Raw genomic sequence first — 26,808 nt, forward strand, 5'->3', positions numbered from 1 at the left:
GTATAACCCCTTGCCTGCCACTATCATTCGATACGGTTAATGCCCTGTCGTGCCGGAAAACAGTTGGATCACGGCCACGCCGGCAATGATCAGCCCCATGCCGAGCACCGCAGGCAAATCGAGTTTCTGCCCATAGATCAGCGCGGCCGCGATGCTCACCAGCACGATGCCGAGACCGGCCCAGACGGCATAGGCGATCCCCACCGGGATCGTCTTGACCACCAGGCTGAGCATCCAGAACGAGACGCTGTAGCCAACCACCACCAGGAGCAGCGGCAGCGGTCGGCTGAAGCCTGCCAGCGCTTTCATCGATGTGGTAGCGATCACCTCGGCGGTAATGGCGATGGCGAGGTAGATATAGCCAGTCATAGGGACTCCGGTTGGTGCCTTTCGTATGGAAAGCCGCGGTCATTCGGCTTCGGTGGGCTGGGCAAGTTCTACGCAGGGCCGCGGAAACTCACAACAAGCTTCGCGGTGGCCGTTGCGTCGGCGCCTTTGCTAAGCTCCGCGCCCATGAACCGTGCCCTCTATACGCTGCTGTTTCATCTTGCCCTGCCTCTAATCCTGGTTCGCCTGCTCTGGCGTGCTCGGCGTGCGCCGGCGTATTCCAGGCGAATCGGCGAGCGTTTCGCCCTGCGGCTGCCCGCATTCCAGTCAGGTGGCATCTGGGTGCACGCGGTCTCGGTCGGAGAGAGTATCGCGGCGGCGCCGATGATCCGTGAGCTCAGGGCTCGCCATCCGGACTTGCCAATCACCGTGACCTGCATGACCCCGACCGGCTCCGAGCGTATCAAGGCGCTGTTTGGTGACAGGGTCCAGCACTGCTACCTGCCCTATGATCTGCCCTGGGCGGCATCGCGCTTTCTCGACCGGCTGCAACCAGAGCTGGCCGTGGTCATGGAGACCGAGCTTTGGCCCAACCATATCCATCAATGCGCCCGGCGTGGTATCCCGGTCGCGCTGGCCAACGCAAGGCTGTCCGAACGATCGGCGCGAGGCTATGCGCGGTTTGCCCGCTTGACCGCACCGATGCTGGCCGAGCTGAGCCTGATTGCGGCTCAGACCGAGGCCGAGGCCCTGCGCTTCAGGGAGCTGGGCGCGAGTGAAGCCAGCGTGCAGGTAACCGGTTCGATCAAGTTCGACCTCACGGTTGATCCGGCACTGCCTGCTCGCGCGGCACAGTTGCGCCAGCAATGGGGCGCAGAGACGAGGCCCGTCTGGATCGGCGCAAGTACTCACACCGGTGAAGACGAGATTCTGCTGGCGGCCCATCGGCTGCTGTTGGCAGAGCACCCTGACGCCTTGCTGATCCTTGTGCCACGTCATCCCGAGCGCTTTCGCTCCGTGCACGAGCTTTGCTGTAAACAGGGTTTCAGCACGGTTCGCCGGTCTCTCGAGGAGCCGCCGCGCGCCGATACCCAGGTGATGCTTGGCGACACCATGGGCGAGTTGCTGTTTCTGTTTGCGCTGGCCGATGTCGCTTTCGTCGGCGGTAGCCTGGTGCCAACGGGCGGGCACAACCTGCTTGAACCGGCCGCGTTGGGCAAGCCTGTGCTGACGGGGCCGCACCTGTTCAACTTCCTCGACATCGCCGCGCAGCTGCGTGATGCCGGTGCGCTCGTCGAAATCGGCAGCGCGCCCGAGCTGGCCGCTTCGATCAAGAGATTCTGGAACGATCCCGAGCAGGCAGAACGGGCGCGAATTGCGGGGCTGGGTGTGCTGCAAAACAACCAGGGTGCGTTGGAGCGATTGCTGGCGGGGCTCGGGCGCCTGCTCCGGAACTGACCACGCCTGGGAACATGCACGCAACACCAGATAAGCCGCCAAGATAACCCCATTCGCGGTCATGGGCCGCTCCTACAAGGTCATGCCGTAGGGGCCCGCCCACGATGAATATCCCACGGCCACAAGCCTCGCCTCCGTAGGAGCGGGCCATGCCCGCGAGGCTGATAAACCCTGAAGGTGGGCCCATTCGCGGCCATGGGCCGCTCCTACAAGGTCATGCCGTAGGGGCCACGCCGGCGATAAACACCCCACTGCGAGACCACAAGCCCCGCCTCCGTAGGAGCGGGCCATGCCCGCGAGGCTGATAAACCCCGAAGGTGGGCCCATTCGCGGCCATGGGCCGCTCCTACAAGGTCATGCCGTACGGGCCCGCCCACGATAAACATCCCACGGCCACAAGCCTCGCCTCCGTAGGAGCGGGCCATGCCCGCGAAGGCTGATAAACCCCGAAGGTGGCCCATTCGCGGCCATGGGCCGCTCCTACAAGGTCATGCCGTACGGGTCACGCCGGCGCTGAACACCCCACTGCGCGACCACAAGCCTCGCCTCCGTAGGAGCGGGCCATGCCCGCGAGGCTGATAAACCCCGAAGGTGGGCCCATTCGCGGCCATGGGCCGCTCCTACAAGGTCATGCCGTACGGGCCCGCCCACGATAAACATCCCACGGCCACAAGCCTGGCCTCCGTAGGAGCGGGCCATGCCCGCGAAGGGGTGGTGGTCAGTGAGAGGGGTCCGGATACTCGAAGCCGGCTAATCGATACGCACCGGCCGACCGATGCTTTGCGAAAGGTCCGGCGGCAGGAAATCGGTGTCCGGATCGTAGTCGGCTTTCAGGTAACGCTGCAGATCCTCCAGGTCGCCCGGGTTGAGCGTGCCAGCGGCCTGCTTCAGGCGCAGGCTGTCGAGGATGTAGTCATAGCGCGCATTGTTGTAGTCGCGTACCGCCGCAAACAGGCGGCGCTGGGTGTCGAGCACGTCGACGATATTGCGCGTTCCCACCTGGTAGCCGATGTCGGTGGCTTCCAGAGCGCTCTGGTTGGAGACGATTGATTGCCTCCGTGCCTGCACCTGCTCGACATCGGTGTTCACGGCGCGGTACAGGTTGCGGGTGGATTCGACCACCTGGCGGCGCAGGCTTTCTCGCTGCTGCTCGGTTTGGGTCAGCTGGTGGAAGGCTTCACGGCTCCTGGAGCTGGTCAGCCCGCCACTGTAAAGCGGGATGTTCAGCTGCAGGCCAATGCTGCGCTGCTCGACCTCTCCGGTGTAGCGCGGGATGCCGGTAACGGTTTCGCTGCCCGTATTGGTAAATCCCAGGCTGTCGTTATCGCCCTTGCTGTAGCGCGCCACGGCGTCGAGTGTCGGCGCATGACCGGCGCGCCGCTGCCGCAGGGTTTCCTCGGCAGCGTTGACGGCCTGGTTGCTGGCCAGCAGGTCAAGGTTCTGCTGGGTCGCGGTATTGACCCAGGCACTGGCGTCGTTGGGGATCGGCGGCAATATCGGCAGGCTGTGTTCGATGCCTTCGAGTGCCAGATATTCGCGGTTGGTCAGGGTGAACAACGCCTGGAACGCATCGTCGACTCGGCGCTGGGCGAGCAGGCGATTGGCGCGTGCGGTATCGAAGCCAGCCTGGGCTTCAAGCACATCGGTGCGGTCCGAAAGCCCAACCTCGAAGCGCTCATCGGCCTGATCGAGCTGCCGCTGGAAAGCCGATTCCTCGGCCTTGGCGGCGGCGAGGTTGTCCTGCGCACGCAGCACGGCGAAATAGGCTTGAGCGGTCAGGCGGATCAGGTCCTGCTCGGCAATCGAGTATTCCAATGCTGCCTGTTCACTGATGGCTTCGGCCGCTTGCAATTGAAACCAGCGATCAGCGCGGAAGATCGGTTGGCTGAGAGTCGCCTGGTAGACGCTACCGCTGCGTGACAGTGAGCGGGACCCCATGGACGTATAGACGTCGGTGCGCGTATTGCTGAGCTCCGCACCACCGCTGAGGTTCGGCAGCAGACCGGCACGGGCCTGTGGCACGACTTCCTGGATTGCCTTGAACTGCGCGCGCGCTGCGGCGAGGTCGGCGTTGTTTGAAACGGCCTGCTGGTAGACGCTGATCAGGTCGGTACGCGCGGAAAGGGGAGGTGCTGTCTCGGCCCTGCTCAGCCCCGACGAGGCGGCGGTCACGGCGAGAGCCAACATGAGTCTGCGCAGCATGTGCGTCTTTCCCTGAAGCGAAGTGATGGGCAAGGCTATGCCCGGTCTTTCGGGCGGTCAAGGCAGATGAACAGGACGTTCGGGTCCTTGATAGCGGCAATCGGGCCGCCTGCTGTCCACACGAGCCGTGAGCCGGCAGTCGAAGTGCATATCGCCGGCATGGCAATCCCGTTCGCTCTTGATTAGACTCGGTCCCGTTCTTGTCGGGGTGCCTTGAGTGAAAGGCTGAGATCGGATAATCCGGATCCCGTTGAACCTGATCAGGTTAAGGCCTGCGTAGGGAACAAGATGTGCTCGCCAGCCGTTCGGAGAGCTCTCTCGGCGCCAGTCCCGGCGCGCCCCGATGCCTTTTTCCCGCTGTGTTTTTCAGGTTCGCTCCGACAACTCTCGAGGAGCCAGCCTGATGCGTGCAGAACAACAAAACCTGAGTGAATCGGCCCAGGTCGACCAGGGGTCGATCCAGCCCTTCCCGCGTTCCCAGAAAATCTATGTGCAGGGCTCGCGCCCGGACATCCGCGTGCCGATGCGCGAGATCAGCCTGGACGTGACACCCACTGACTTTGGTGGCGAGATCAACGCGCCGGTGCTGGTGTATGACACCTCCGGTCCCTACACCGATCCGAACGTGACCATCGATGTGCGTAAAGGCCTGGCTGACGTGCGCTCGGCCTGGATCGATGACCGTGGCGACACCGAACTGCTCGACGGTCTCACCTCGCAGTTCGGCCAGCAGCGCCTGGCCGATGCCGAGCTAACCAGGATGCGCTTCGCTCACGTGCGCAACCCTCGCCGCGCCAAGCCCGGCAAGAACGTCAGCCAGATGCACTACGCGCGTCAGGGCATCATTACGCCCGAGATGGAATTTGTCGCCATTCGCGAAAATATGAAGCTGCAGGAAGCGCGTGCGGCTGGCCTGCTCACCGAACAGCATGCCGGGCAGAGCTTCGGGGCTTCGATCCCGAAGGAGATCACCCCAGAGTTCGTCCGTGACGAAGTGGCCCGCGGTCGCGCCATCATCCCGGCCAACATCAACCACACGGAGCTGGAGCCGATGATCATCGGCCGCAACTTCCTGGTGAAGATCAACGGCAATATCGGCAACTCGGCGCTCGGTTCCTCCATCGAGGAAGAAGTTGCCAAGCTGACCTGGGGGATTCGCTGGGGCTCGGACACCGTGATGGACCTGTCCACCGGCAAGCACATCCACGAAACCCGTGAGTGGATCATCCGCAACTCGCCGGTGCCGATCGGCACCGTGCCGGTCTACCAGGCGCTGGAGAAGGTCAACGGCATCGCCGAGGACCTGACCTGGGAGCTGTTCCGCGACACGCTCATCGAACAGGCCGAGCAGGGCGTCGATTACTTCACTATCCACGCCGGCGTGCTGTTGCGTTACGTGCCGCTAACCGCCAAGCGGGTCACCGGCATCGTCAGCCGCGGCGGCTCGATCATGGCCAAGTGGTGCCTAGCGCATCACCAGGAGAATTTCCTCTACACCCACTTCGAGGAAATCTGCGAAATCATGAAGGCCTACGACGTCAGCTTCTCGCTGGGCGATGGCCTGCGTCCGGGCTCGATCGCCGATGCCAACGATGCGGCGCAGTTCGGCGAGCTAGAAACCCTCGGTGAACTGACCAAGATCGCCTGGAAGCACGACGTTCAGTGCATGATCGAAGGCCCTGGTCACGTGCCGATGCAAATGATCAAGGAGAACATGGACAAGCAGCTCGAGTGCTGCGACGAGGCGCCGTTCTATACCCTCGGCCCGCTGACCACCGACATCGCGCCCGGCTACGACCACATCACCAGCGGCATCGGCGCGGCCATGATCGGCTGGTTCGGTTGCGCCATGCTCTGCTACGTCACGCCAAAGGAGCACCTGGGCCTGCCGAACAAAGATGACGTCAAGACCGGCATCATCACCTACAAGATTGCCGCGCACGCGGCGGATCTTGCCAAGGGCCATCCGGGTGCGCAGATTCGTGACAATGCCCTGAGTAAGGCGCGCTTCGAATTCCGCTGGGAAGACCAGTTCAACCTCGGCCTCGATCCAGACACAGCGCGGGCATTCCATGACGAAACCCTGCCAAAGGATTCGGCCAAGGTCGCGCATTTCTGCTCCATGTGCGGGCCGAAGTTCTGCTCGATGAAGATCACCCAGGAGGTGCGCGAATACGCCGCCGAGAACGGCCTGACCGATGAGCAGAGGGCGATCGAGGCCGGCTTCGCCGAGCAATCCTCCCGCTTCAAGGAGGAAGGCTCGGTGATCTACAAGCAGGTGTAGCGGTGGAAGAACGGCGTCTTCGTCGTAGGGTGGATGTCGCTTTTTACATCCACCGTGACCTCGATCGGCGGATCGATGAAGCGTGATCCACCCTACGCCACTATCCCCGTAGGAGCGGGCCATGCCCGCGATTTACATGCAGGCTCCGTAGGATGGAATCGCCGCAGGCGCTTCCGTCGTTACCGCGAAACTCCTAACCCTGGCTCTGCCAGGTTTCACAACAACCCCTCCGAGACAACAATGTGAACATACCCGGCCGCTACTCCCCTCACCAGAGCATTCCCGCCGAACACCGTGTGTTCGGCGGGCGGGATCTGTTTTCGCTGTGGTTTTCCCTTGGCGTGGGCCTCATGGTGCTGCAGCTCGGTGCCTTGCTGGCGCCGGGGCTGGGCATGAGCGGCGCCTTACTGGCCATCGTCAGCGGCACCGCGGTGGGCGTGGTGTTGCTGGGCGCCGTCGCGGTGATCGGCAGCGATACCGGCCTGTCCTCGATGGCCAACATGAAGCGCACGCTGGGTGACCGAGGCGCGGTGCTGCCGGCCTTGCTCAACCTGGTGCAGCTGGTGGGCTGGGGCGCCTTTGAAATCATCGTCATGCGCGACGCGGCGAGCCTGCTGGCGGTCCGCGCGTTCGGCGAGCAAAGCTGGCTGACCAGCCCGACGCTCTGGACACTCTTCTTCGGCGCGCTCGTCACGCTGCTGGCAATCACCGGCCCGCTGACCTTCGTCCGGCAAATCCTGCGCAAGTGGGGCATCTGGCTGCTGCTGGGTGCTTGCGCCTGGCTGACCTGGAACCTCTTCGATAAAGCCGATCTTCGGGCGTTGTGGTCGCGCCAGGGCGACGGCTCGCTGCCCTTTGCCCTGGGCTTCGATATTGCCATCGCCATGCCGTTGTCCTGGCTGCCACTGATTGCCGATTATTCGCGGTTCGGCAAAGCGGCCGGTCGTGTCTTCGGCGGCACCGTGCTTGGTTTTTTCCTTGGCAATGTCTGGCTGATGAGCCTCGGCGTTGCCTACACCCTGGCCTTTGCCGAGAGCGGCGAAGTGAACGCACTGCTGCTGGCGCTGGCAGGCGCAGGACTGGGCATTCCACTGCTGCTGATCCTGCTCGATGAATCGGAAAACGCCTTTGCCGATGTCCATTCGGCCGCGGTCTCGGTCGGCATCGTGCTGCCGCTCAAGGTCGAGCAACTTGCGTTGGCGATCGGCGCGCTGTGCACCCTGATCGCCTGGTTCGCGCCGCTCGCCGAATACCAGAATTTCCTGCTGCTGATCGGCTCGGTCTTCGCTCCGCTGTTCGGTGTGGTGCTGGTGGACCATTTCCTGCTCAGGCGCCGCGGCCACCTGCAGCCAGCACCCGCGGCGCTGCGCTGGGAAACCCTGCTGGCCTGGGCCTGTGGGACGATCACCTATCACCTGCTGACACGCCTATGGCCCGAGATCGGGGCCAGTCTGCCGGCGTTGTTCCTGTCGGGTGCCTTGCTCTGGCTGTTCAGCCGCAGCAGTCGCGCTACGGCGCGTATGGCTTTTTCCGAATAAAGCCAGGATGGCATTGATCGCGGGCATGGCCCGCTCCTACGGTGGCGGCATCCTTCGCGGGTCCCCATTCGCCATGGTGACCCTGTAGGAGCGGCCCATGGCCGCGAAACGGGCCCGCGCGGGTCTTGCGTTGATCGCGGGCATGGCCCGCTCCTACGGTAGGCGGCATCCTTCGCGGGTCCCCATTCGCCATGGTGACCCTGTAGGAGCGGCCCATGGCCGCGAACGGGCCGCACGGGTCTAACGTTGATCGCGGGCATGGCCCGCTCCTATGGTGGCGGCATCCTTCGCGTCACCCCGTCCGCCATGGTGACCTTGTAGGAGCGGCCCATGGCCGCGAACGGGCCGCACGGGTCTAACATTGATCGCGGGCACGGCCCGCTCCTACGGTAGGCGGCATCCTTCGCGGGACCCCGTACCCATGGTGACCTTGTAGGAGCGGCCCATGGCCGCGAACGGGCCGCACGGGTCTAACGTTGATCGCGGGCATGGCCCGCTCCTACGGTGGGCCGGGTGTTCTGGTTCATTCCCACGAACGGCTTCGGCTTGGCGCCTCTGCTTTTCGCTATGTGACCTGGCTGATTTTTGCTGACGGCTGATGCGGTATCTTTCGGCGGGACCCACTGCTGAAGGAACAGCTCATGGACATAATTCATCATGGCGCGCGTGATGGCGTCACCGGCTCCTGCCACCAGCTGCGCATGAACGAGCACAACAGCCTGCTGATCGATTGCGGGTTGTTTCAGGGCGCAGAAACCTCCGCCCAGGGCGCTGCCGGGGCCGGCCGGTTAGACATCGAGTTTCCGCTGGATGGTATCAGGGCACTGGTGGCTACCCACGTACACATTGACCATGTCGGGCGCATACCCTACCTGCTGGCGGCAGGCTTCGCCGGGCCGATACTCTGCACCGAGGCCTCCGCCCGTCTGCTGCCCATCGTCCTCGAAGATGCATTCAGGCTTGGCATCAGCCGGGACCAGGCCAAAGTCGAGCGTTACCTGAAACTGATCGAGCGGCGGATCATCGCGCTGCCTTACAAGGTCTGGTTCACGCTCAGCGATGACTCGTCGCTGCTGGCACGGGTTCGTCTGCAACGCGCAGGGCACATCCTCGGCTCTGCCTATGTCGAGGTCGATGTACATAACCGCATCACAGGCGAAAGAAAGCGCATTGTCTTCTCAGGCGATCTGGGGGCGCCCCATGCGCCCTTATTGCCATCGCCACGGCCGACCTGGCGAGCCGACATCGTCGTGCTGGAAAGCACTTACGGCAATCGCCTTCACCAGAGCCGTGCCGACCGGCGCCAGCGGCTGCAAGCGGTGATCGAAAAGGCGCTGGCTGACAACGGCACGGTATTGATTCCGGCGTTCAGCATAGGCCGGACCCAGGAGCTGCTCTACGAACTGGAAGACATCATCCATCGCTGTGTCAACGCTGGCCGGTCCGCTGCGGCGGGTAATGCTGCCTGGCCGACGCTTCCCATCATCCTGGACTCACCGCTTGCCGGTCGGTTTACCGAAGCCTACCGCCAGCTCAAGCCCTTCTGGGATGCCGAGGCAATGAAGCGCGTGCGAGAAGGGCGCAGGCCCCTGGCATTCGATCAACTGATCACGATAGACAGGCACGCCGACCATCAGCGGACAGTCAACCATCTCGCCCAGACCGGGCGGCCTGCCGTCGTGATCGCCGGTGGCGGGATGTGCAGCGGCGGTCGCATCGTCAACTACCTCAAGGCATTGCTTGGCGACAGGCGACACAACGTCGTATTCGTCGGCTATCAGGCGCAGGGAACCCCGGGTGCGGCCATCCAGCGGTTCGGGCCGCGTGGCGGCTACGTTGAGCTTGATGGCCAGCGAGTCGGTATTCGTGCAGGTGTCCATACACTAGGCGGCTATTCGGCACATGCCGATCAGCGAGGTCTGGTCAGGTTCATTACCGGTATGCGTCACTGGCCCGGCGAAATCCGCTTGGTCCATGGCGGGACTCAGGCAAAGGAGGCATTGCGCCAGGCGCTGGAGCACGAATACCGGCGAAAGGGCGCGAATGGCCACATTCATCTGCCATAGGAATGGGTATTGCAAGCACGGCCCGTTCGGCACGTGGGCGAGGTTGCTATCGCGGGCATGGCCCGCTCCTACGGTGGCGGCTCCTTCGCGGGACCTCCGTTCGCCATGGTGACCCTGTAGGAGCGGCCCATGGCCGCGAAACGGGGGGCGGGGGGCTTGCGTTGATCGCGGGCATACGGTGGCGGCATCCTTCGTGGGCCCCCATTCGCCATGGTGACCCTGTAGGAGCGGCCCATGGCCGCGAAATGGGCCCGCGCGGGTCTAGCGTTGATCGCGGGCATGGCCCGCTCCTACAAATGGAACCGGCAAGGAGGCCGATATATGAAGAACGTTGCGCGGGGGCACGCGCTCCGAAAAGGGCGGGTTTCGGAAGCCGGACGAATCTATCTGGTGACGACCGTGGTGCGTGATCGGCGTCCGGTATTTGCCGATTGGCAGCTGGGTCGGGTGCTGGCGAATGTCATGCGGCAGGCTGAACTGCAGCGCAGGGTGGAGTCCCTGGCCTGGGTTGTCATGCCCGACCATCTGCATTGGCTGTTCCGTCTGAATGACGGGGCATTGGATGCCTTGCTGCGTGACGTGAAATCCCAAAGCGGGAGGCGGATCAACCAGGTGGCTGCGTTACCGTCCCCGCTCTGGCAGCAGGGCTACCATGACCGCGCGGTTCGGCATGACGATGACCTTCGAGCCATGGCGCGCTACATTGTGGCCAATCCTTTGCGGGCCGGCCTGGTGACCCGCGTGGGTGATTACCCCCTGTGGGACGCAGTCTGGCTTTGAATCGGAAAGCAACATTCACGGCCCCCATTCGCCATGGTGGCCTTGTAGGAGCGGCCCATGGCCGGGAAACGGGCCGCGCGGGCCCGGCGTCGATCGCGGGCATGGCCCGCTCCTACGGTGGCGGCATCCTTCGTGGCCCCCCTTTCGCCATGGTGACCCTGTAGGAGCGGCCCATGGCCGCGAAACGTGCCGCGCGGGCCCGGCATCTATCGCGGGCATGGCCCGCTCCTACGGTGGTGGCATCCTTCTTGGGCCCCCCATTTCGCCATGGTGACCTTGTAGGAGCGGCCCATGGCCGCGAACAGGCCGCGCGGGCCCGGCATCTATCGCGGGCATGGCCCGCTCCTACGGTGGTGGCATCCTTCTTGGGGCCCCATTTCGCCACGGTGACCTTGTAGGAGCGGCCCGTGGCCGCGAAACGGGCGGCGGGGTCTTGCGATGATCGCGGGCATGGCCCGCTCCTACGGTGGTGGCATCCTTCTTGGGCCCCCCATTCGCCATGGTGACCTTGTAGGAGCGGCCCATGGCCGCGAAACGGGCCGCGCGGGCCCGGCATCTATCGCGGGCATGGCCCGCTCCTACGGTCGGCGAGGCTTTGTAGGAGGGGAGCGGTCGATGACCTCTCGGTAAACGCGTGCGGTTTCGGCGCACATGCGTTCGGCGGTAAAAAGCTGCTGGAAGCGTGTCTGCGCATTCAAGCCAAACTGCCGGGCTTCTTCCGGCTCGTCCCAGAGGCGCTTCATCGCTGCTCTCAACGCCAGGGGAGTCGCGGGTGGTACGGCGATGCCCGTCACCCCGTCCAGGTTGACGAACGTCGTGCCCGTACCAATTTCGCAGGAGATCATCGGCTTGCCGTACATCGAAGCCTCCAGCAGGGAAATCCCGAACGCTTCGGAGCGCAGATGCGAGGGAAACACCATCGCATGGCAGAGCTGCAACAGGCACGCCTTGTCCTCGTCATCGAGCCGACCGAGGAACTGAACGTGACGCAGCTGAAGCCGTTCCGCCTGTGCTCGCAGTTCAGTCTCCTGCGGCCCGGAGCCGACGATCACCAGCGGGTAGGCTGTACCCTGCAGCGCCTCGAGTACACTGCCCAGACCCTTGTAGTAGCGCAGCACACCGACGAACAGAAAGAACTTCGTGCCGACCCGCTTGCGCCAGAATGCCAGCCGGGAAGGCGAGCAGGCGGGATAGGCGGCCGGGTCCAGTCCATAGGGGATAACCTCGACCTTGCGCCCGTACTCGCGCAGAACCGGGCTGCTGTCCTGGTAATTCGGTGAGGCGACCAGAATCCGATCGACACTCTGCAGAAACCGCTTCATCAGGGGCCGGTACAGGGTGAGCAGCGCGCGTTGCTTCACGATATCCGAGTGATAGCTCACCACCGTTGGCCGGCGGTGGCGCGTAGCGAAGTGCACCACATCCATCACCGGCCAGGGGAAATGGAAGTGCACCAGATCGGCCTCGGCGGCCATCTCGGAAAACATGCTGAACGCCTTCACAGAGAAACCGGTCGAGGCGATGAACAGGTCCTGTTTCGCCCGCCTCACGGCATGGTTCGCTACGCTGATCCGCTCCGGATAGGGGGCGGGACTCAAGGTCAGCACCTCAGCCTGGACGCCCTGTGCCCGGCCACCCTCGCACAGCTGGAAGATGACTTGCTCGATTCCGCCCGTGGTGTCGGGCAGGTAGGTCTTGAAGAAGTGAAGGACGCGCATTGCTTTCCCGGGGGCCGTCTGGATGCTGTCTGCCCGCTCGGCCGTCACTCGTGCATGGGTCAAGGGAGGCGAGATGCAGGCGTCTCGAACAGGTATTTCAGCGAAGGGCGTGGACTCTACCCGCGGTGCTCAGGCCCGGCAACAACGGCTATTCGTCGCATCCAGTCCGGCTCCATTCATCGTTGTCTGCTTCGGTGATACACTCCGCCGCTTTTCACGCACCCGGCAGTTTGGAATTATGCGCAACGCACAGGAAAACGCCCTCAAGGTCGCACTGAAGGCCTGCAAGGGCAGTTTTATTTCAGTGGGTTTCTTCAGTTTCTTCGTAAACGCCTTGATGCTGGTGCCGTCGTTCTACATGCTCCAGGTCTATGGCCGGGTCGTGACCAGCGGCAGCATTTCAACGTTGGTCATGCTGACAATCATCATGACCGTCCTGATGATCACGATGGGTTCGCTCGAATGGGTTCGCTCGCGGATCATGGTCCGGGTCAGTACCAAGCTCGATGTCCTGCTTAGCCGTGACGTTTACCGCGCCAGCTTCAAGCGAGCCCTGGATAGCGGCGGTATGGATGCCTCGGCCCAGCCTCTTAATGACCTCACTGGCTTGCGCCAGTTCCTTACGGGTAATGGTCTTTTCGCATTTTTCGATGCGCCGTGGTTGCCAATCTACATTGGCGTGATGTTTCTATTTCATCCCTGGTTCGGCTGGATCGCCATCGCAAGCGCAATCGTCCTGCTGTGCCTTGCCGTCGCGAACGAGCGCCTGACTGGCAAATCGATCGCAGAGGCCAACAAGCAGAACATCGCCGCAAACCTGCATACCAACAAGACGCTGCGTAATGCCGAAGTCATCGAGTCCATGGGCATGCTGCAGACCCTGATGGGGCGCTGGGGTCAGCGTCAGCGCAAAGTGCTGGTGTTACAGTCGGAGGCCAGTGATAACGGCGGGCTCATCACGTCGCTCTCGAAATCGTTCCGCATGCTGATCCAGTCGCTCATTCTTGGTGTTGGTGCCTATCTGGCGGTGCAGCACGAGATCACCCCAGGCCTCATGATCGCCGGCTCGATTCTGCTGGGGCGCGCACTGGCGCCGATCGACCTGATAATCGGCAGCTGGAAAGGATTCATCGCTGCCCGTTCGCAGTACGATCGGCTCAACGAGATGCTCGATTTGCAGCAGGCAGAACCGCAGCGCATGTCGCTCCCTGCACCGGACGGTAACGTCCAGGTCGAGAACCTGATAGTCGCCGCACCAGGTTCGAAAAATCCTATCCTGAAAAACATAACGTTTGCCGCTCCAGCCGGGGCGGTTGTCGGCATCATCGGGCCCAGCGCTTCCGGCAAGTCGACGCTAGCGCGTGCATTGCTGGGAGTCTGGACGCCGCAGCATGGCGTGGTGCGGCTCGACGGTGCGGATATCAACAACTGGGACAAGCAGGAGCTGGGTCCGCATGTTGGTTATCTGCCTCAGGATATCGAACTGTTTGAAGGCAGCATCAGCGATAACATTGCGCGTTTTGGTGACATCGACTCCGAAAAGGTAATCGCGGCGGCCAAAACAGCCGGCGTTCATGAAATGGTTCTGCAGCTGCCGGAGGGCTACGACACGGTAATCGGTACTGCTGGTGTCAATCTGTCCGGGGGCCAGCGGCAGCGCATCGGGCTGGCCCGTGCTATCTACGGCACGCCTAGGTTGATCATTCTGGATGAGCCGAATTCGAACCTCGATGAAGTGGGTGAGCGCGCCTTGGCCACAGCCATCCAGCAGCTGAAGGCGACCGGAGCGACAATTTTTATCATTACGCATCGCACCAGCATCCTCAGCCAACTGGACCGTCTCATGGTCATGACAGGCGGAACGATCAATATGTATGGCCCGCGTGATCAGGTCATGGCAGAACTCAATAAGCAACAGTTGGCCGCGCAACCTCAAGCGTCGCAGTCTGCCGTTGCGTCGGTTCGCTCTTGAGCAGGAATTATCGATGACCAGCATGACCACTCAGATCAACGATAGTCTCGTGGACCTCCCGACCTCCGACCGCCGTTCGCGCTTCATCGGCTTTCTTATTGTATTTGTCACATTCGGCATATTCGGTACTTGGGCCACCTTCGCCCCGTTGGAGAGCGCCGCGTTGGCGCCGGGCGTCGTTACGGTTCAGTCGTACCGCAAGACGGTCCAGCACCTCGAAGGCGGTATCGTCAGAGAATTGCTGGCTCGGGACGGTGATATGGTTAGTGCTGGCGACCCACTGATCATCCTCGACGATACGCAGTTGCGTGCCGAATATGGCATGACGCGCAGTCAGCTGGTCGCAGCGCAGGCGATGGAGGCTCGTCTGGCCGCTGAGCGCGATGGACTGGAAGCGATTGATTTCAGCCGCATGCTCGAGTCCGACAGCGAGCGGGCTCGTGAAGCGCGACAGAGTGAAACGCAGATATTCAATGCTAGGCGTGGTTCACGATTGGGCGAGATCTCCGTGCTGCAAAAGCGCATCGGTCAGCTGAACGAGCAGATCAGCGGTTTGCAGTCGATGATTGCGACCAAGCGCAGCCTTGAGAAGTCCTACAGCGGCGAAATCGGCGAGCTGACCGAGTTGTTGTCCGAAGGATATGTAGACAAGCAGCGCCTGCTTGAGCAGGAGCGCAAGCTCGGCATGCTGCGCGCAGAGATCGCAGATCATCAGTCCGATATCACCCGGACGAAGCTTCAGATCAGCGAAACCGAGCTGCAGATCGTCCAGCTCAACAAAGATTTCAGTTCCGAAGTTGTGGGTCAGCTAGCGGAGGTTCAAACGCGCGTGTTTGACCTGCAGGAGCGTATAGCTGCACTTCAAGACCGGATCAACCGCATCGTCATCCGGGCGCCTGAAGACGGCATGATTCTCGGCATGAAGATCCATACCGTAGGTGGTGTGGTCAGTCCCGGAACGCCGCTTTTGGACATTGTGCCGTCAGTTTCCGACCTGATTGTCGAAGCTCAGGTTTCACCGATTGATATTGATCGCGTCAGCGTTGGTAAGAAGGCTGACATCCGCTTCAGCGCTTTCAAAAACGCCACCACGCCTGAAATCGAAGGCAAGGTCGTGCAGATCTCGGCAGACCGACTGATGAACGAGCAGACCGGGATGCCTTATTACCTGGCGCGGGTGAGTCTCACTAAAGAAGGGGTTCGCTCTCTCGGTGCGCTCAAGTTGCAGCCTGGCATGCCGGCCGAAGTATTGATCAATACCGGCGACCGCACCATGCTCCAATACCTGATGCAGCCGGCGACAGATGCATTTGCCCGATCGATGATCGAGGACTGATACGTGCGAATCATCCTATGCATCTTGCTAGCATCGCTGGCCACGTCATCGCGAGCAGCGCCCGAGACGGCCCCCTCCAGCCCCAGCGTCAGCGCGTCGTCCTACGTCACCGACCTCATGTCGCTTTACCGTGAGGCGCGGCTGGAGGACCCCCGAGTCCTTGCTGCTTATGCACGGGCCGTTGGCGGGCAGGCTCGCCAGCGCGAAGCCTTCGGCGGTCTTCTGCCACAGCTCAATGCCAGCGGGTCGCTCAATCGCACCAAGTATGACAACCGAACGACTGAACAGGTATACAACAACGAGCGCTACGTGGTCAGCCTGACTCAGCACATCTATAACAAGGCCGCCTGGGAAAACTATCAGAAGTTCAAAAGTCTGGCGCGCCAAGGCGAGTTTCAAGCGGTCGACGCCCAAGCCGAGGCTACGGTCGATCTCGCGCAGCGCTATTTTGTGGCGCTGGCATCCGACGATGAGCTGGAGCTGGTCATGGCCGAACGCCGTGCGACGCAGAAGAACCTTGATCGTGTTAATGCGTTGTACGAGCGAAAGTTGGCGATGGTTACCGACGTGCTCGATCTCAAGGCCCGAGTTGATGCGTTGGCTGCTCAGGAAGTCGAGGCGCGCAATCAGGTCCGGCTCAGCCGTGAAGATCTTTCCGAGCTGGTTGGTAGGACTGTTGCGGAAAAACTTAGCCGTATCCGCGAGGACGTCGCGCTGCAAGTACCAGGTGAGAGCCTCGATATATGGATCGACCGTGCCGTTGCGACAAATCCGGCGCTAAAGGCGCGAGAAAGTGCGCTTGCGGCGGCCGAGGCTGCTGTGCGTGAAGGCAAAGGCGGGCATTACCCCCAGTTGAGCCTGAATCTCAGTGCTCAACGCAGCGATGTCGGTTATGACAACACCCTGGCGCCGCTCTCCGACAGCTACGTCGCCAGCGTTGGTGTCCAGATACCCTTGTACAGCGGTGGATCGACCTCCGCGCGGGTCAGGGCCCTGTATAACGAACGCCTCGCAACCGAGCAGGAGCTGGAAGCCATACGCCGACAGGTTGTCAAGGAAACCACCGGTGCCTACCTCACGGCGCAATCCAGCGTGGACCGCATACGTGCCACACGTAATGCGCTCGAATCTGCGGAAAAATCCAGCGCGGCCGCCGAGAAAGGGTTTCAGTACGGCGTAGTCAATGCGGTTGATGTGCTGACCAGCGTGCAGAACGAATATGCGGCTCGCCGCGATTTGCTGAAAGCTCAGTACGACTTCATTACAAACCTGTTGGTATTGAATCGTTGGGCCGGCAGGTTGTCCGAGCAGAGCGTCGAAAACGTCAACGTGTGGTTGGCTCGCAGCGAAGATGCACGAGCCTTGGAACGGAAAACAACGGAATGAGCATGAACAGCAAGACCGCAATCGTCACCGGCATCACGGGTCAGGACGGTGCGTACCTCACTCAGTTGCTGCTGGAAAAGGGCTACAAAGTGTTCGGCACCTACCGCCGGACCAGTTCGGTCAACTTCTGGCGCCTGGAAGAGGTGGGCGCTTTAGGCCATACGAATCTTGAGCTGGTTGAGCATGACCTGACGGACCTGGGCGCGAGCATCCGCCTGATGGAAGAAGCACAGCCTGACGAGGTCTATAACCTCGCTGCGCAAAGTTTTGTTGGCGTGTCGTTCAATCAGCCGATCACAACCGCAGAGATTACCGGTCTTGGCGCGGTCAACCTGCTTGAGGCGATCCGTATTGTTAATCCAAAGATCCGCTTCTATCAGGCTTCGACCTCGGAGATGTTCGGTGAGGTCCAGCAGATCCCCCAGACCGAGGTGACACCGTTCTACCCGCGTAGCCCCTATGGCGTGGCCAAGCTCTACGCGCACTGGATGACCATCAACTACCGTGAGTCCTATGGGATTTTCGGCACTAGCGGCATTCTCTTCAACCACGAGTCTCCGTTGCGTGGTAAAGAGTTCGTGACGCGTAAGATCACCGACGCGGCAGCTCGTATTGCTCTAGGGATGCAGCCAGTGCTGGAGCTGGGCAACCTCGACGCCAAGCGCGACTGGGGTTTTGCCAAGGAATACGTCGAGGGCATGTGGCGCATGCTGCAGGTCGATTCGCCTGACACCTTCGTGCTGGCTACCAATCGCACCGAAACCGTTCGCGATTTTGTCTCGCTGGCGTTCAAGGCTGTGGATATCCAGCTTGACTGGCAGGGTAGTGCCGAAACCGAGCGGGGGATCGACAGCCAGACTGGCAAGACGGTTGTGCAAGTCAATCCGCGCTTCTATCGGCCGGCAGAGGTGGATCTGCTTATCGGTAACCCCGAGAAAGCGAAGCAGGCGTTGGGCTGGGAGCCGAAGACCACCCTTGAGCAGCTCTGTCAGTTGATGGTGGATGCTGACCTCAAGCGTGTTCAAAGCGGTAAGTCGTTCTAACCCTGTAGGAGCGGCCCATGGCCGCAAACAGGCCGCCTCGGTAGTTGGGATTGGCCCGTGGGCATGGCCCGCTCCCACGCGGGTTGGCGTTGGATTCGGCTGCCAGTGGCCCGCTTCCCCTGTAGGATCGCCCATGGCCGCGAACGGGTCCCGCACCGAAGGCTAATCGCTACGGTCGAGGCGGGCGCGATGGTCAGGCTAGAGAGCCAATCCCACCCAGCGCCTGCAGCACATTTTCGAACGATCACAGGCAAGTCAATGCACGCTCTATCCCCTCCGACTATTCACCAATTCGCTATCGATTGCACACCAGGTGACGGCATCACCAACGGCATGCTGCTGACGCGCAAGCTGCTTCGTTTAGCTGGGGTTCGTTCAGATATTTACTGCGCTGGCATCGCCGACTCGTTGCTTGGGGACGTCCTGCCGATGGAACAGTATGTACCCGGCGATGCCGATGCGCTGCTGATCCATCATGGTATTAGCAATAGCCATGAGGATTGGCTTCGGCAGCTTCCTGAAGCCAAGTTCATGGTGTTCCACAACATCACGCCGAGCGAACTCTTCCCACCCGAGCACCCCATCCAACCCATGCTTGCCCATGGTTGGGAGCAGGTCGCCAATTGGAAGGATTGGCTCACTGGCAGCATCGCCGACTCTCGGCAGAATCTTGAAGAACTGTTGCAGCGGGGTTACGAGCCATCGAGGTCGGTCGAGATTCCGTTGTTGGTGGATCTGGAGCGCCTGGCTCCCGGCTCGGTCAAGGCCTACGACAGTCCGCGCCCTTTCACGTTGCTGTTTGTCGGCCGCGTAATGCCTCACAAAAACCAGCTCGCGCTGGTCGAAACGTTCGCGCAGTTATTGCGGCAGGCTCGCGTCCCGCTTCATCTGTATATTGTTGGCGGTTTCACAGTGCCTGAGTACGCCCAGCAGATACAGGCGCGCATCGATGAGCTGGGCGTGGCCGATTTCGTTACGCTGACGGGCAAGGTAGACGACACGACTCTAGTTGAGCTGTACGGTCGCAGCGACCTGTTCGTCTCCATGAGCCGCCATGAAGGCTTCGGTATGCCATTGATCGAAGCCATGGTCCATGGCCTCCCGGTTATTGCCTACAACGCAGCGAACAGCAATATCGCCCACACGCTCGACAGCGCTGGACTCTTGCTCGACAGCTGCGAGCCGCAAGCATGCGCTGCGGCGATCGGACAGCTGATTGAAAACCCGGCGTTGCGCAGCTACCTCTGCCGGCGCGGAGACGCGCGGCTGGCTGCCTTCAGCTACCAGAGCCTCTATGACCGCCTGCGCGACTACCTCACGCCATTTCAAATTGTTTTGCCCGCGCATAGCTTCCCGGCTCAGCAGGTGCCAGTCAGGGCTGTCGATTACCGCATAGAGGGCCCGTTCGACAGCAGCTACAGCCTCGCATTGGTCAATCGTGAACTGGCTCGCGCGTTGAGTGAGACGGGTAAACAGGTCGCCCTTCGGGGCACAGAGGGGCCAGGGCCGGTAACGGTGGACGGTCACTTCCTGGCTGCAAACCCGGACTGCCAGGCCATGCACGCGCGCAAGGACCTGCCCGCTCGAAATGTCCTGCGTCTGCTCTATCCGCCCCGCGTGACGGACATGCAGGGCGCAATGAATGTCCTGTCCTGCTATGGGTGGGAAGAATCCTGCCTGCCCGAACAGTATTGTCATGATTTCAATCACCAGCTGCATCTGGTCACCAGCATGTCCAGCTGGGTCACCCGAACGCTGGTCGATAACGGCGTGACCGCGCCTCTGGCCACAGTTGGACTGGGTGCCGACCATATTCTGCGGGTCGAACCGGATCCGGGCCTGCTCCCTGCGATACCCAAGGCCAGTACCGATCGGCTCAAGCTGCTACACGTCTCGTCGTGTTTTCCACGCAAGGGCGTTGACGTCTTGCTGCGCGCTTATGCCGCAGCGTTCACCGCGCAGGACGCCGTGGTGTTGATCATCAAGACCTTTCCCAACCCGCACCATGACATCGGACAGGATCTGAAAAAATGGCGAGCCGAGTATCCCGACGCGCCAGAAGTTGAGCTGATCAATGCCGATCTGCCTGACGCTGCAATACGGGCGCTATATGAGCTAGCCGATGTGCTCGTGGCACCGTCCCGTGGGGAGGGATTCGGCCTGCCAATGGCGGAAGCCATGCTGCATCGGTGTCCGGTCATCACGACCGGAAACGGCGGCCAACGGGACTTCTGCACGCCGAAAACCGCCTGGCTTATCGACTATCGCTATGCCCGTGCTCGCACGCACTTGCAGGCCGGACCTTCCGTCTGGTTCGAGCCCGATGCTGATCACCTGGCCAGTCTGTTGTCCGGCTTTCACGCCGCGTGGAAAGACAAGGCCTTGCCAGCCATGACGGCTACCCGGGTAACAGCGGCCGAGACGTTGATTCGTGATCGGTTCTGCTGGGCGCAGGTCGCTTCGGCCAGCGAGCGCGCGATTCTTGAGGCGAGCCACCAGGCGCTGCTCAAGCCAGCCCCACGACTCGGTTGCATTAGCTCGTGGAACAGCGCCTGCGGGATTGCGACCTATAGTCGCAAGCTGATCGAGCCGGCATTCGGTACCGAATGCCATGTTTTCGCCAATGACGACGCCCAGCTTTTTTCAGCTGACGAGCCGCATGTCGAACGCTGCTGGACGACCGGTGATCGCGATGATTTGCAGCGCCTGAAGACTGCGATCGAGCGTGCCGGCGTGGACACCTTGCTGATTCAATTCAACTTCTCTTTTTTCTCGTTGCAGGCGTTTGCTGGCCTGTTGGACTGGGCTCACGCACGCGGAATGCGCACGTTGGTGACCTTCCATTCCACCGCTGATGTCCGCCATGGAAAAGTGCTGAAGAGCTTGCGTGACTTGCGCGAGTCCCTGGCCGGCTGCGCCCGTCTGCTCGTGCATAGCGTTGGCGACCTCAATCGCTTGCTGGACTTCGGTCTGCCGGACAATCTGCTGCTGTTCCCTCACGGCGTGATCGACACGCCCCCGCCTGCGCCTGGCCCTGAGCAACTGGCGGCGGGTCTAAAAGGCAAAACGGTGATAGCGAGCTACGGTTTCCTGCTGCCACACAAAGGCGTGCCGGAGCTGATCGAGGCATTTGCCATAACGGCGCGCCAGAATCCGCAGCTGCACCTCCTGCTAGTCAACGCCGAATATCCGGTGCCCGCATCGGCTGAGCTCGTTGCGAGCTGCCGGGTGCGGATACAACAGAGCGACTTGGCCGGGCGCGTGACGCTGGTCAGCGACTACCTAGAAGATGCCGACTCGTTGGCCTGGCTGGGCATGGCCGATTGCATCGTTTTCCCCTACCAGCACACCCAGGAATCCTCCAGCGCTGCGGTCCGTTGGGGGCTCAGTACCGGCAATCCGGTACTCTGCACGCCACTGGACATCTTCGAAGACGTGGCTGAAGCCGTGACCTTCTTGCCGGGGACCTCAAGCGAAGCCTTGGCCAAAGGGTTAGGCCTGTTTCTCCAGCAACGGCCCGAGGCTAAGCAAAAGCAATGGCTGCGAACCCATGCCTGGTCGACCGTTTCGGCACGCTTGCGCAACCTGCTCGTTGCCCTTGCTACCGAGGCCTGACCGCGTTGAACATTGCTCGCCTGGCCCCTCCCGGTAGGAGCGGGCCACGCCCGCGAACGCGTCGCGGCCCATGCCTCGATGTCTCGCCTGCACTCCGCCCCGTAGGAGCGGGCACGCCCGCGAACGCGTCGCAGGCCCATGCCTCGATATCTCGCCTGCACTCCGCCCCCGTAGGAGCGGGCCACGCCCTCGAACGCATCGCAGGGCCATGCCTCGATGTCTCGCCTGCACCCCGCCCCGTAGGAGCAAGCCATGCCCGCGAACGCGTCGCAGGCCATGCCTCGATGTCTCGCCTGGACTCCGCCCCGTAGGAGCGGGCCATGCCCGCGAATATATATTGATCAAACCCAACCCACGCACTCATCGCTAATCGATGGGCTCTGTACATCGGTCGGATGCCGAGCGACCTAATCATGGCGCTCAGGCTCGATCAAATGCGCCGTTCTATTGACGATTAAGCCGTTCGGCTTACCGATCGTCGGTTAATTGACTGCCCCCATAGAACAATTCGTTTCTGCGGTTACTCTCTTGAAGCAGGCGCAAGCCAGCAAACCCATCAGGGAGGCTATGCCCCAGGGGTTGCAAACAGGCCGGGGCCGACGGGTCTCGCTTCTGTGCAAGCCTGTAGATCTGAATCGACTATGGAGATGAAGTAATGGCTGTTACCGCACAACAAGTTCAACAACTCTACGTGGGCTACCTGGGCCGCGCTGCCGACCAGGCAGGTCTCGATTATTGGCTCAGTGAGCTCAATGCCGAAAATGCCACCCTCACCCTTGAAAACCTGCGCTCAAACTTCGTCAACGAGCAGCCAGAATACGCCGATGCGTATGCCGGGCTGAATCGGCAGCAGACCGTTTCCCAGATCTATCAGAACGTCTTTGGCCGTACGCCCAGTGACGCCGAAGTGGCGTACTGGACCTATGACTCGAACGTCAACACCGATCAGCTGGTGTCTGCGTTTCTGAACGCAGCGTCCCCGACCGACCGACTGATCGTTGACAACAAGGTAGCGGTAGCTCAGGCAGTCACCCAGGCGTACGCGGGCTCTAGCCTTTCTGGCACCGAGCTGACTGCTCAGCTGTCCCAGGCAACCGATGCCTATGCTATCGAGCAATCCACCAATGCTGCGGGAGATGTGATCTACACCGTAGGCGGTACTGGCGAATACGCCTCGATCAACGCAGCGACGAATGCCGCGCTGAGCCAGGCAAAGGCCAACTTCGGCACTACCTTCGGCTCGGGTGCTACTGGTCCGCTGAACCCGAACTTCTATGGCACTTCGGCCGATATCACGCTCACCAACGTACCCGATGGCGTGACGTTGAATCTGGCCAACCAGGCCGGTGGCAACGTGCATGACGTGACCATCACGGGGTCGGTAGGGGCAGCTGGCGCAACGAGCTCTACGCTCACCCTGTCCACTGTGGCCGGTACCACGGATGATCCGGCGGATCCGACTACCGAGACTGACATCACATCGCTCACTCTCGGCCTTACCTCCAACACCACGGTCGCGCTGTCCGACCTGACCGATCTTGAAACCATCGATGCCTCCGGTTCGACCGGTAATCTGACCATCGACGCTTCGGCGGCAGGCTTTACCGAACTGACCAGCGTCATGGGCGGCAGTGGTAACGACACCCTGACCGTGGGTGCGGTGGGTGAAGGCGACACCCTCAGCGTCATGGGTGGAGCGGGTAATGACGTACTGACGGTGGTGTCCGGTAATGGCGCACTCACCGTGGATGCGGGAGCAGGCAACGATACCGTCAACCTGACCGCCAATGCTGCTACTGCTGCGTCCACAGACGCCCGGTCGACGTCGATCACCTTGGGTGAGGGCAATGACCGCCTGGAAGTGGCATCGTTGGGCAACCTCGCCGGTGAAAACCTCAACCTGGGTGCTGGTGCAACTGCCGCCCAGATCGAGGCGGCGAACACATCGCTGACGGCGAACATGGTCATGGTGACGGACTTCAACACATCCCAGGACGTGTTGGGTCTTACCGATGTCACGCTCGCCAGCTTCAACAACATAGAGCTGGGCAACATCAGCGGTTCCGGCTCCTTGGCCGAAGCCCTGAGTATGGTTGCTCAGGGGCTGGAAAGTGGCGAAAACGCCGCTAACTTCACCTATGGCGGCAACAGCTACATCTACACCAGCAGCGATGCGACGGTGAATGCAGGGGACGGCCTGATCGAGCTGACCGGTGTCGCCTCGACCCTTAACCAGGGTGGCAATCTGATTATCGGTACCGCGCCGGTAGCCCCAGCCGCCTGACAGTCAGCTAGCGGCCATTGGCCGCACCTGTGGCGTGAACGGGCCCCACCTCCGAAAGGAGGTGGGGCTTTTTTGTGTCCTCGCCATGGCTTAAGCCAGCATTGATCACTGCAAAAGCCAGCCGCTCGTCGGCTTGGCTAGTTGCGGAATAGGTCACATCGAGCTGTTGCGGTGCATGGGCGAGTGTATGTCGATTCGGTCAGGCGCGGCGCGGGCTCTAGCCCTTTTGTTGTCGCTCGAAAGCAGCGATCCCGACCGGTCGGGTCTGATCATCTAACAACCAGTTCCATAGTTTTTGGCTAATAAAGCCATAAGGCGTCCATATCATTCTTGGCGTCAGGTACTTGTTATTCCACGAACCGCTTCGGTATGCTCACTCCGCAGTTGCGAAGGCTGGCAATGTGATTTTAGATCGCCTGGTCGTTTTCTCAGCTGCGTCGGCTTAAGCCGACTTCCCATTGAGGGGGCTGTGCCCCGATGGGGCATGGCAACAGGCCGGGGCCGACGGGCTCTGTTCCGGATTGGAAGCCTGAATGTCGATTCGACTCAAATTGGAGATTTAAAGTAATGGCTGTTACTTCTGCACAAGTGCAAGAGCTTTATGTTGCGTACCTCGGACGTGCTGCTGACCAGTCCGGCCTGGACTACTGGATGGCTGAGCTGAACGCTGAGCAACCCACCCTGACCCTCGAAAACCTTCGTGCCAACTTCGTTAACGAGCAAGCCGAATACGCCGATATCTACGGCGGTCTGACTCGTGAAGAAACCGTCATCGAGATTTACAACAACCTGTTCGGGCGTGCTCCGGATGCTGCCGGCCTAGCCTACTGGACCACCGGCGGCGGTGCTTCGGTCAATGCTGACCAGCTGTTGGTTGCTTTCATCAGCGGCGCTGCGGCTACTGATGCCCAGGTTGTGGCGAACAAGGTTCTGGTTTCCAATATCTACACTCAGGTTGCTGGCAGCAATTTCTCCCTGGCTGATGCCGCTGCTGCTATCGCCGGTGTGAACGCCACTTCTACTTCTGTTTCCGATGCTATTGGCAAGCTGACCGAACTGCCGAGCGTAGCGGTTCCGGAAGCTGTTGCTCAGGTTCAGGCCGCTGCTGTGGCTGCTAAGCAGGTAGCAGATTTCGAGAAGAGTCAGAGCAACATCGACAAGCTGGTCGCGCTGAATGAAAAAGTGGTCGGTCTGAACAAAGAGGCTGACCTCGAAGCAGACGTGAAGGAGTTGGATGGATCGGCTGGCGCCCCCGCGGACAAGAAGATCTCTTTCGCAGAGGCGCTGACTGCCCTAGAAAATGCCCAAGCTGTGCGCGACGCCGTTATGTTGGAAGACGGAACCGCCACCCAGTCGACTGCTATCTTCACCACCATTGCCAGTGAAGCGGCCAGCGATCTGGCTGCAGCACGTACCGCTTTGGTAAACGGCGTGACCGGTGCCCTGGCTGCCGTGCGTGATTTCGAAAGCGCCGCCGCCAAGGCAGCCGCCTCGGAAGAAGTGGATCTCGATGCGGTTAATCTGCGCACTGCACAGCTGCAGGCTGTCGCGACTACTCAGGGTGAGAAGTGGGCCGAGGCCGCCAGCAAGCTGTCGGCAGCCAACTTCTCCGCGATCGATGACACTGTTGATTCAAGTGGCCCTGTTGTTGGCGACAAGACCATCACTGCTGAAGAACTGTATGCCTTCCTGTCTGCCGAGAGCACCACTTCGACCCAGGTGACTGCCGTTACTTCCGCCTTCTCCTCGTTCGAAGGCTTCAGCGCTGTAGCCGAGCTGGCTGCTCAGGCCCAGGCCGATGCCAAGGCTCAAACTGCGTTGACTAAAGCGCAGGAAAAAGTACAAGGACTGGTCGAAGGCGATGTAGCAACCGCACTCGATAATGCTTACCTGTCGAAGTTCGCAGCCAACGCCGATGCTCAGGAAACCCTCGCTGACGCCAAAGCTGCCGATGCACTGCTGAGCGATATCAAGGCTGTAGTCGCGACCTACAATTCGCTCACTGCCGCTGCAGATAAAGCTGCTGCCGCTCTGTTCGGTGCAGACGCTGCAGTTGCAATAGCAGATGGCCTAGGAGACGACGCAGTCGCTGAGGTGTTCTTCTTTGGTTCCAAAGACACTGCGGGCACAACGACCGTCGGGCAAGTTTCGGGCACCAACGACCTCGCTCTGAGCGTTAGCAAAGGCGACAGCATCTATGTCGGTTCCGGCTGGACTCTGAACAGCTCGGCAACTTTTGATGCTGATACTGGCGTTATCACCGGTGGTAATAACGGCGCGAAAGAAATCTTCTTCGTGCAGACTGATACCGGCGTTCAGGCCCTAATCGAGACTGCCGACTTCGGCTCGGCCGCTGAGATTGCCGATAACGATAACGTTGCAGTCATCACCCTGACCGGCGTCGAGTCTCTCGACAACGTCTCCTTCGCCAATGGCATGATCAACATTGCCTAAGTGAACGAGTAGCGCTGGGAGGAAAAGGGTCAGGTACATTCTGTAGCTGGCTCTTTTATCAAGGCTGCAAAACAAACCCCGCTTCTCACAAGAGGCGGGGTTTTTACGTTTGGGGAAGCGAAATAGGGGTCAAGACCCTTTACCCGGAAAGCGTCATGGATGTGCTTGGCGGTTGTGATGGACCTGCTGCTCCTTGGCTGATGGTTCATCCTTTCCCGGTGTCCGGCAGCATATCTTTAGTGCTTATTTCTGCTTACCAGCAGTGCCATACAGGTCCGTCTTGCATTGCCTGCAATAATGGATGCGTTGCCCGCCAATCAAATGCTGCTCCCATATCTGGTTGGA

The 26,808-nt window shown here is 61.1% G+C and carries 15 protein-coding genes and 1 riboswitch; of the genes, 12 read left to right on the forward strand and 3 right to left on the reverse strand.

The window, feature by feature from the left end; all coding sequences use genetic code 11:
* Positions 1 to 36 precede the first annotated feature (36 nt).
* Positions 37 to 369, reverse strand: coding sequence for a DMT family transporter (locus AC4LFW_RS21270; RefSeq protein WP_491821889.1), 333 nt, complete (start codon positions 367 to 369; stop codon positions 37 to 39).
* 144 nt (positions 370 to 513) lie between these two features.
* Here AC4LFW_RS21270 and waaA point away from each other — a divergent pair, with 144 nt between their 5' ends.
* Positions 514 to 1,785 carry a lipid IV(A) 3-deoxy-D-manno-octulosonic acid transferase gene (gene waaA, locus AC4LFW_RS21275; RefSeq protein WP_491821891.1) on the forward strand — a complete coding sequence of 424 codons (1,272 nt, stop codon included), beginning with the start codon at positions 514 to 516 and terminating at the stop codon, positions 1,783 to 1,785.
* Positions 1,786 to 2,535: 750 nt separating this feature from the next.
* On the opposite strand, the gene AC4LFW_RS21280 is transcribed toward waaA, so the two are convergent.
* Positions 2,536 to 3,987 carry a TolC family outer membrane protein gene (locus AC4LFW_RS21280; protein ID WP_491821893.1) on the reverse strand — a complete coding sequence of 484 codons (1,452 nt, stop codon included), beginning with the start codon at positions 3,985 to 3,987 and terminating at the stop codon, positions 2,536 to 2,538.
* Positions 3,988 to 4,181: 194 nt separating this feature from the next.
* Positions 4,182 to 4,287: riboswitch (TPP riboswitch) on the forward strand.
* A gap of 103 nt (positions 4,288 to 4,390) precedes the next feature.
* On the opposite strand from AC4LFW_RS21280, the gene thiC reads away from it, so the two are divergent.
* From thiC to AC4LFW_RS21300, 4 genes are all read left to right on the forward strand, one after another.
* Positions 4,391 to 6,271 carry a phosphomethylpyrimidine synthase ThiC gene (thiC, locus tag AC4LFW_RS21285; RefSeq protein WP_491821895.1) on the forward strand — a complete coding sequence of 627 codons (1,881 nt, stop codon included), beginning with the start codon at positions 4,391 to 4,393 and terminating at the stop codon, positions 6,269 to 6,271.
* Positions 6,272 to 6,513: 242 nt separating this feature from the next.
* Positions 6,514 to 7,809: a putative hydroxymethylpyrimidine transporter CytX gene (gene cytX, locus AC4LFW_RS21290; protein ID WP_491821897.1), complete on the forward strand. Its 1,296-nt coding sequence runs from the start codon at positions 6,514 to 6,516 to the stop codon at positions 7,807 to 7,809.
* A 641-nt stretch (positions 7,810 to 8,450) separates the two neighbouring features.
* Positions 8,451 to 9,875 (forward strand): MBL fold metallo-hydrolase, encoded by a 1,425-nt coding sequence (locus AC4LFW_RS21295; RefSeq protein WP_491821899.1) that lies wholly within the window; start codon positions 8,451 to 8,453, stop codon positions 9,873 to 9,875.
* A 321-nt stretch (positions 9,876 to 10,196) separates the two neighbouring features.
* Positions 10,197 to 10,655, forward strand: coding sequence for an REP-associated tyrosine transposase (locus tag AC4LFW_RS21300; protein WP_491821901.1), 459 nt, complete (start codon positions 10,197 to 10,199; stop codon positions 10,653 to 10,655).
* A 578-nt stretch (positions 10,656 to 11,233) separates the two neighbouring features.
* On the opposite strand, the gene AC4LFW_RS21305 is transcribed toward AC4LFW_RS21300, so the two are convergent.
* Entirely contained in the window at positions 11,234 to 12,373 is a 1,140-nt protein-coding gene (locus tag AC4LFW_RS21305; RefSeq protein ID WP_491821903.1) for a glycosyltransferase family 4 protein, read from the reverse strand.
* 238 nt (positions 12,374 to 12,611) lie between these two features.
* Between AC4LFW_RS21305 and AC4LFW_RS21310 the strand changes: the two genes are divergently transcribed.
* The 7 genes from AC4LFW_RS21310 (at position 12,612) to AC4LFW_RS21340 (ending at position 26,463) form a co-directional block, all read left to right on the forward strand.
* Complete coding sequence (locus AC4LFW_RS21310; protein WP_491821905.1) at positions 12,612 to 14,345, forward strand: type I secretion system permease/ATPase; 1,734 nt, start codon at positions 12,612 to 12,614, stop codon at positions 14,343 to 14,345.
* Between the two features lie 13 nt (positions 14,346 to 14,358).
* Positions 14,359 to 15,681: an HlyD family type I secretion periplasmic adaptor subunit gene (locus AC4LFW_RS21315; protein ID WP_491821907.1), complete on the forward strand. Its 1,323-nt coding sequence runs from the start codon at positions 14,359 to 14,361 to the stop codon at positions 15,679 to 15,681.
* Between the two features lie 12 nt (positions 15,682 to 15,693).
* Positions 15,694 to 17,067: a TolC family outer membrane protein gene (locus AC4LFW_RS21320; RefSeq protein WP_491822223.1), complete on the forward strand. Its 1,374-nt coding sequence runs from the start codon at positions 15,694 to 15,696 to the stop codon at positions 17,065 to 17,067.
* Complete coding sequence (gene gmd, locus AC4LFW_RS21325) at positions 17,064 to 18,110, forward strand: GDP-mannose 4,6-dehydratase (protein WP_491821909.1); 1,047 nt, start codon at positions 17,064 to 17,066, stop codon at positions 18,108 to 18,110. The genes AC4LFW_RS21320 and gmd overlap by 4 nt, the downstream gene beginning before the upstream one ends.
* 258 nt (positions 18,111 to 18,368) lie before the next feature.
* Positions 18,369 to 21,725, forward strand: coding sequence for a glycosyltransferase family 4 protein (locus tag AC4LFW_RS21330; RefSeq protein ID WP_491821911.1), 3,357 nt, complete (start codon positions 18,369 to 18,371; stop codon positions 21,723 to 21,725).
* Positions 21,726 to 22,380: 655 nt separating this feature from the next.
* Entirely contained in the window at positions 22,381 to 24,009 is a 1,629-nt protein-coding gene (locus AC4LFW_RS21335) for a hypothetical protein (protein ID WP_491821913.1), read from the forward strand.
* A 567-nt stretch (positions 24,010 to 24,576) separates the two neighbouring features.
* Entirely contained in the window at positions 24,577 to 26,463 is a 1,887-nt protein-coding gene (locus AC4LFW_RS21340; RefSeq protein ID WP_491821915.1) for a DUF4214 domain-containing protein, read from the forward strand.
* Positions 26,464 to 26,808: the final 345 nt, after the last annotated feature.

This window comes from Stutzerimonas sp. C6.4V (assembly GCF_058536345.1).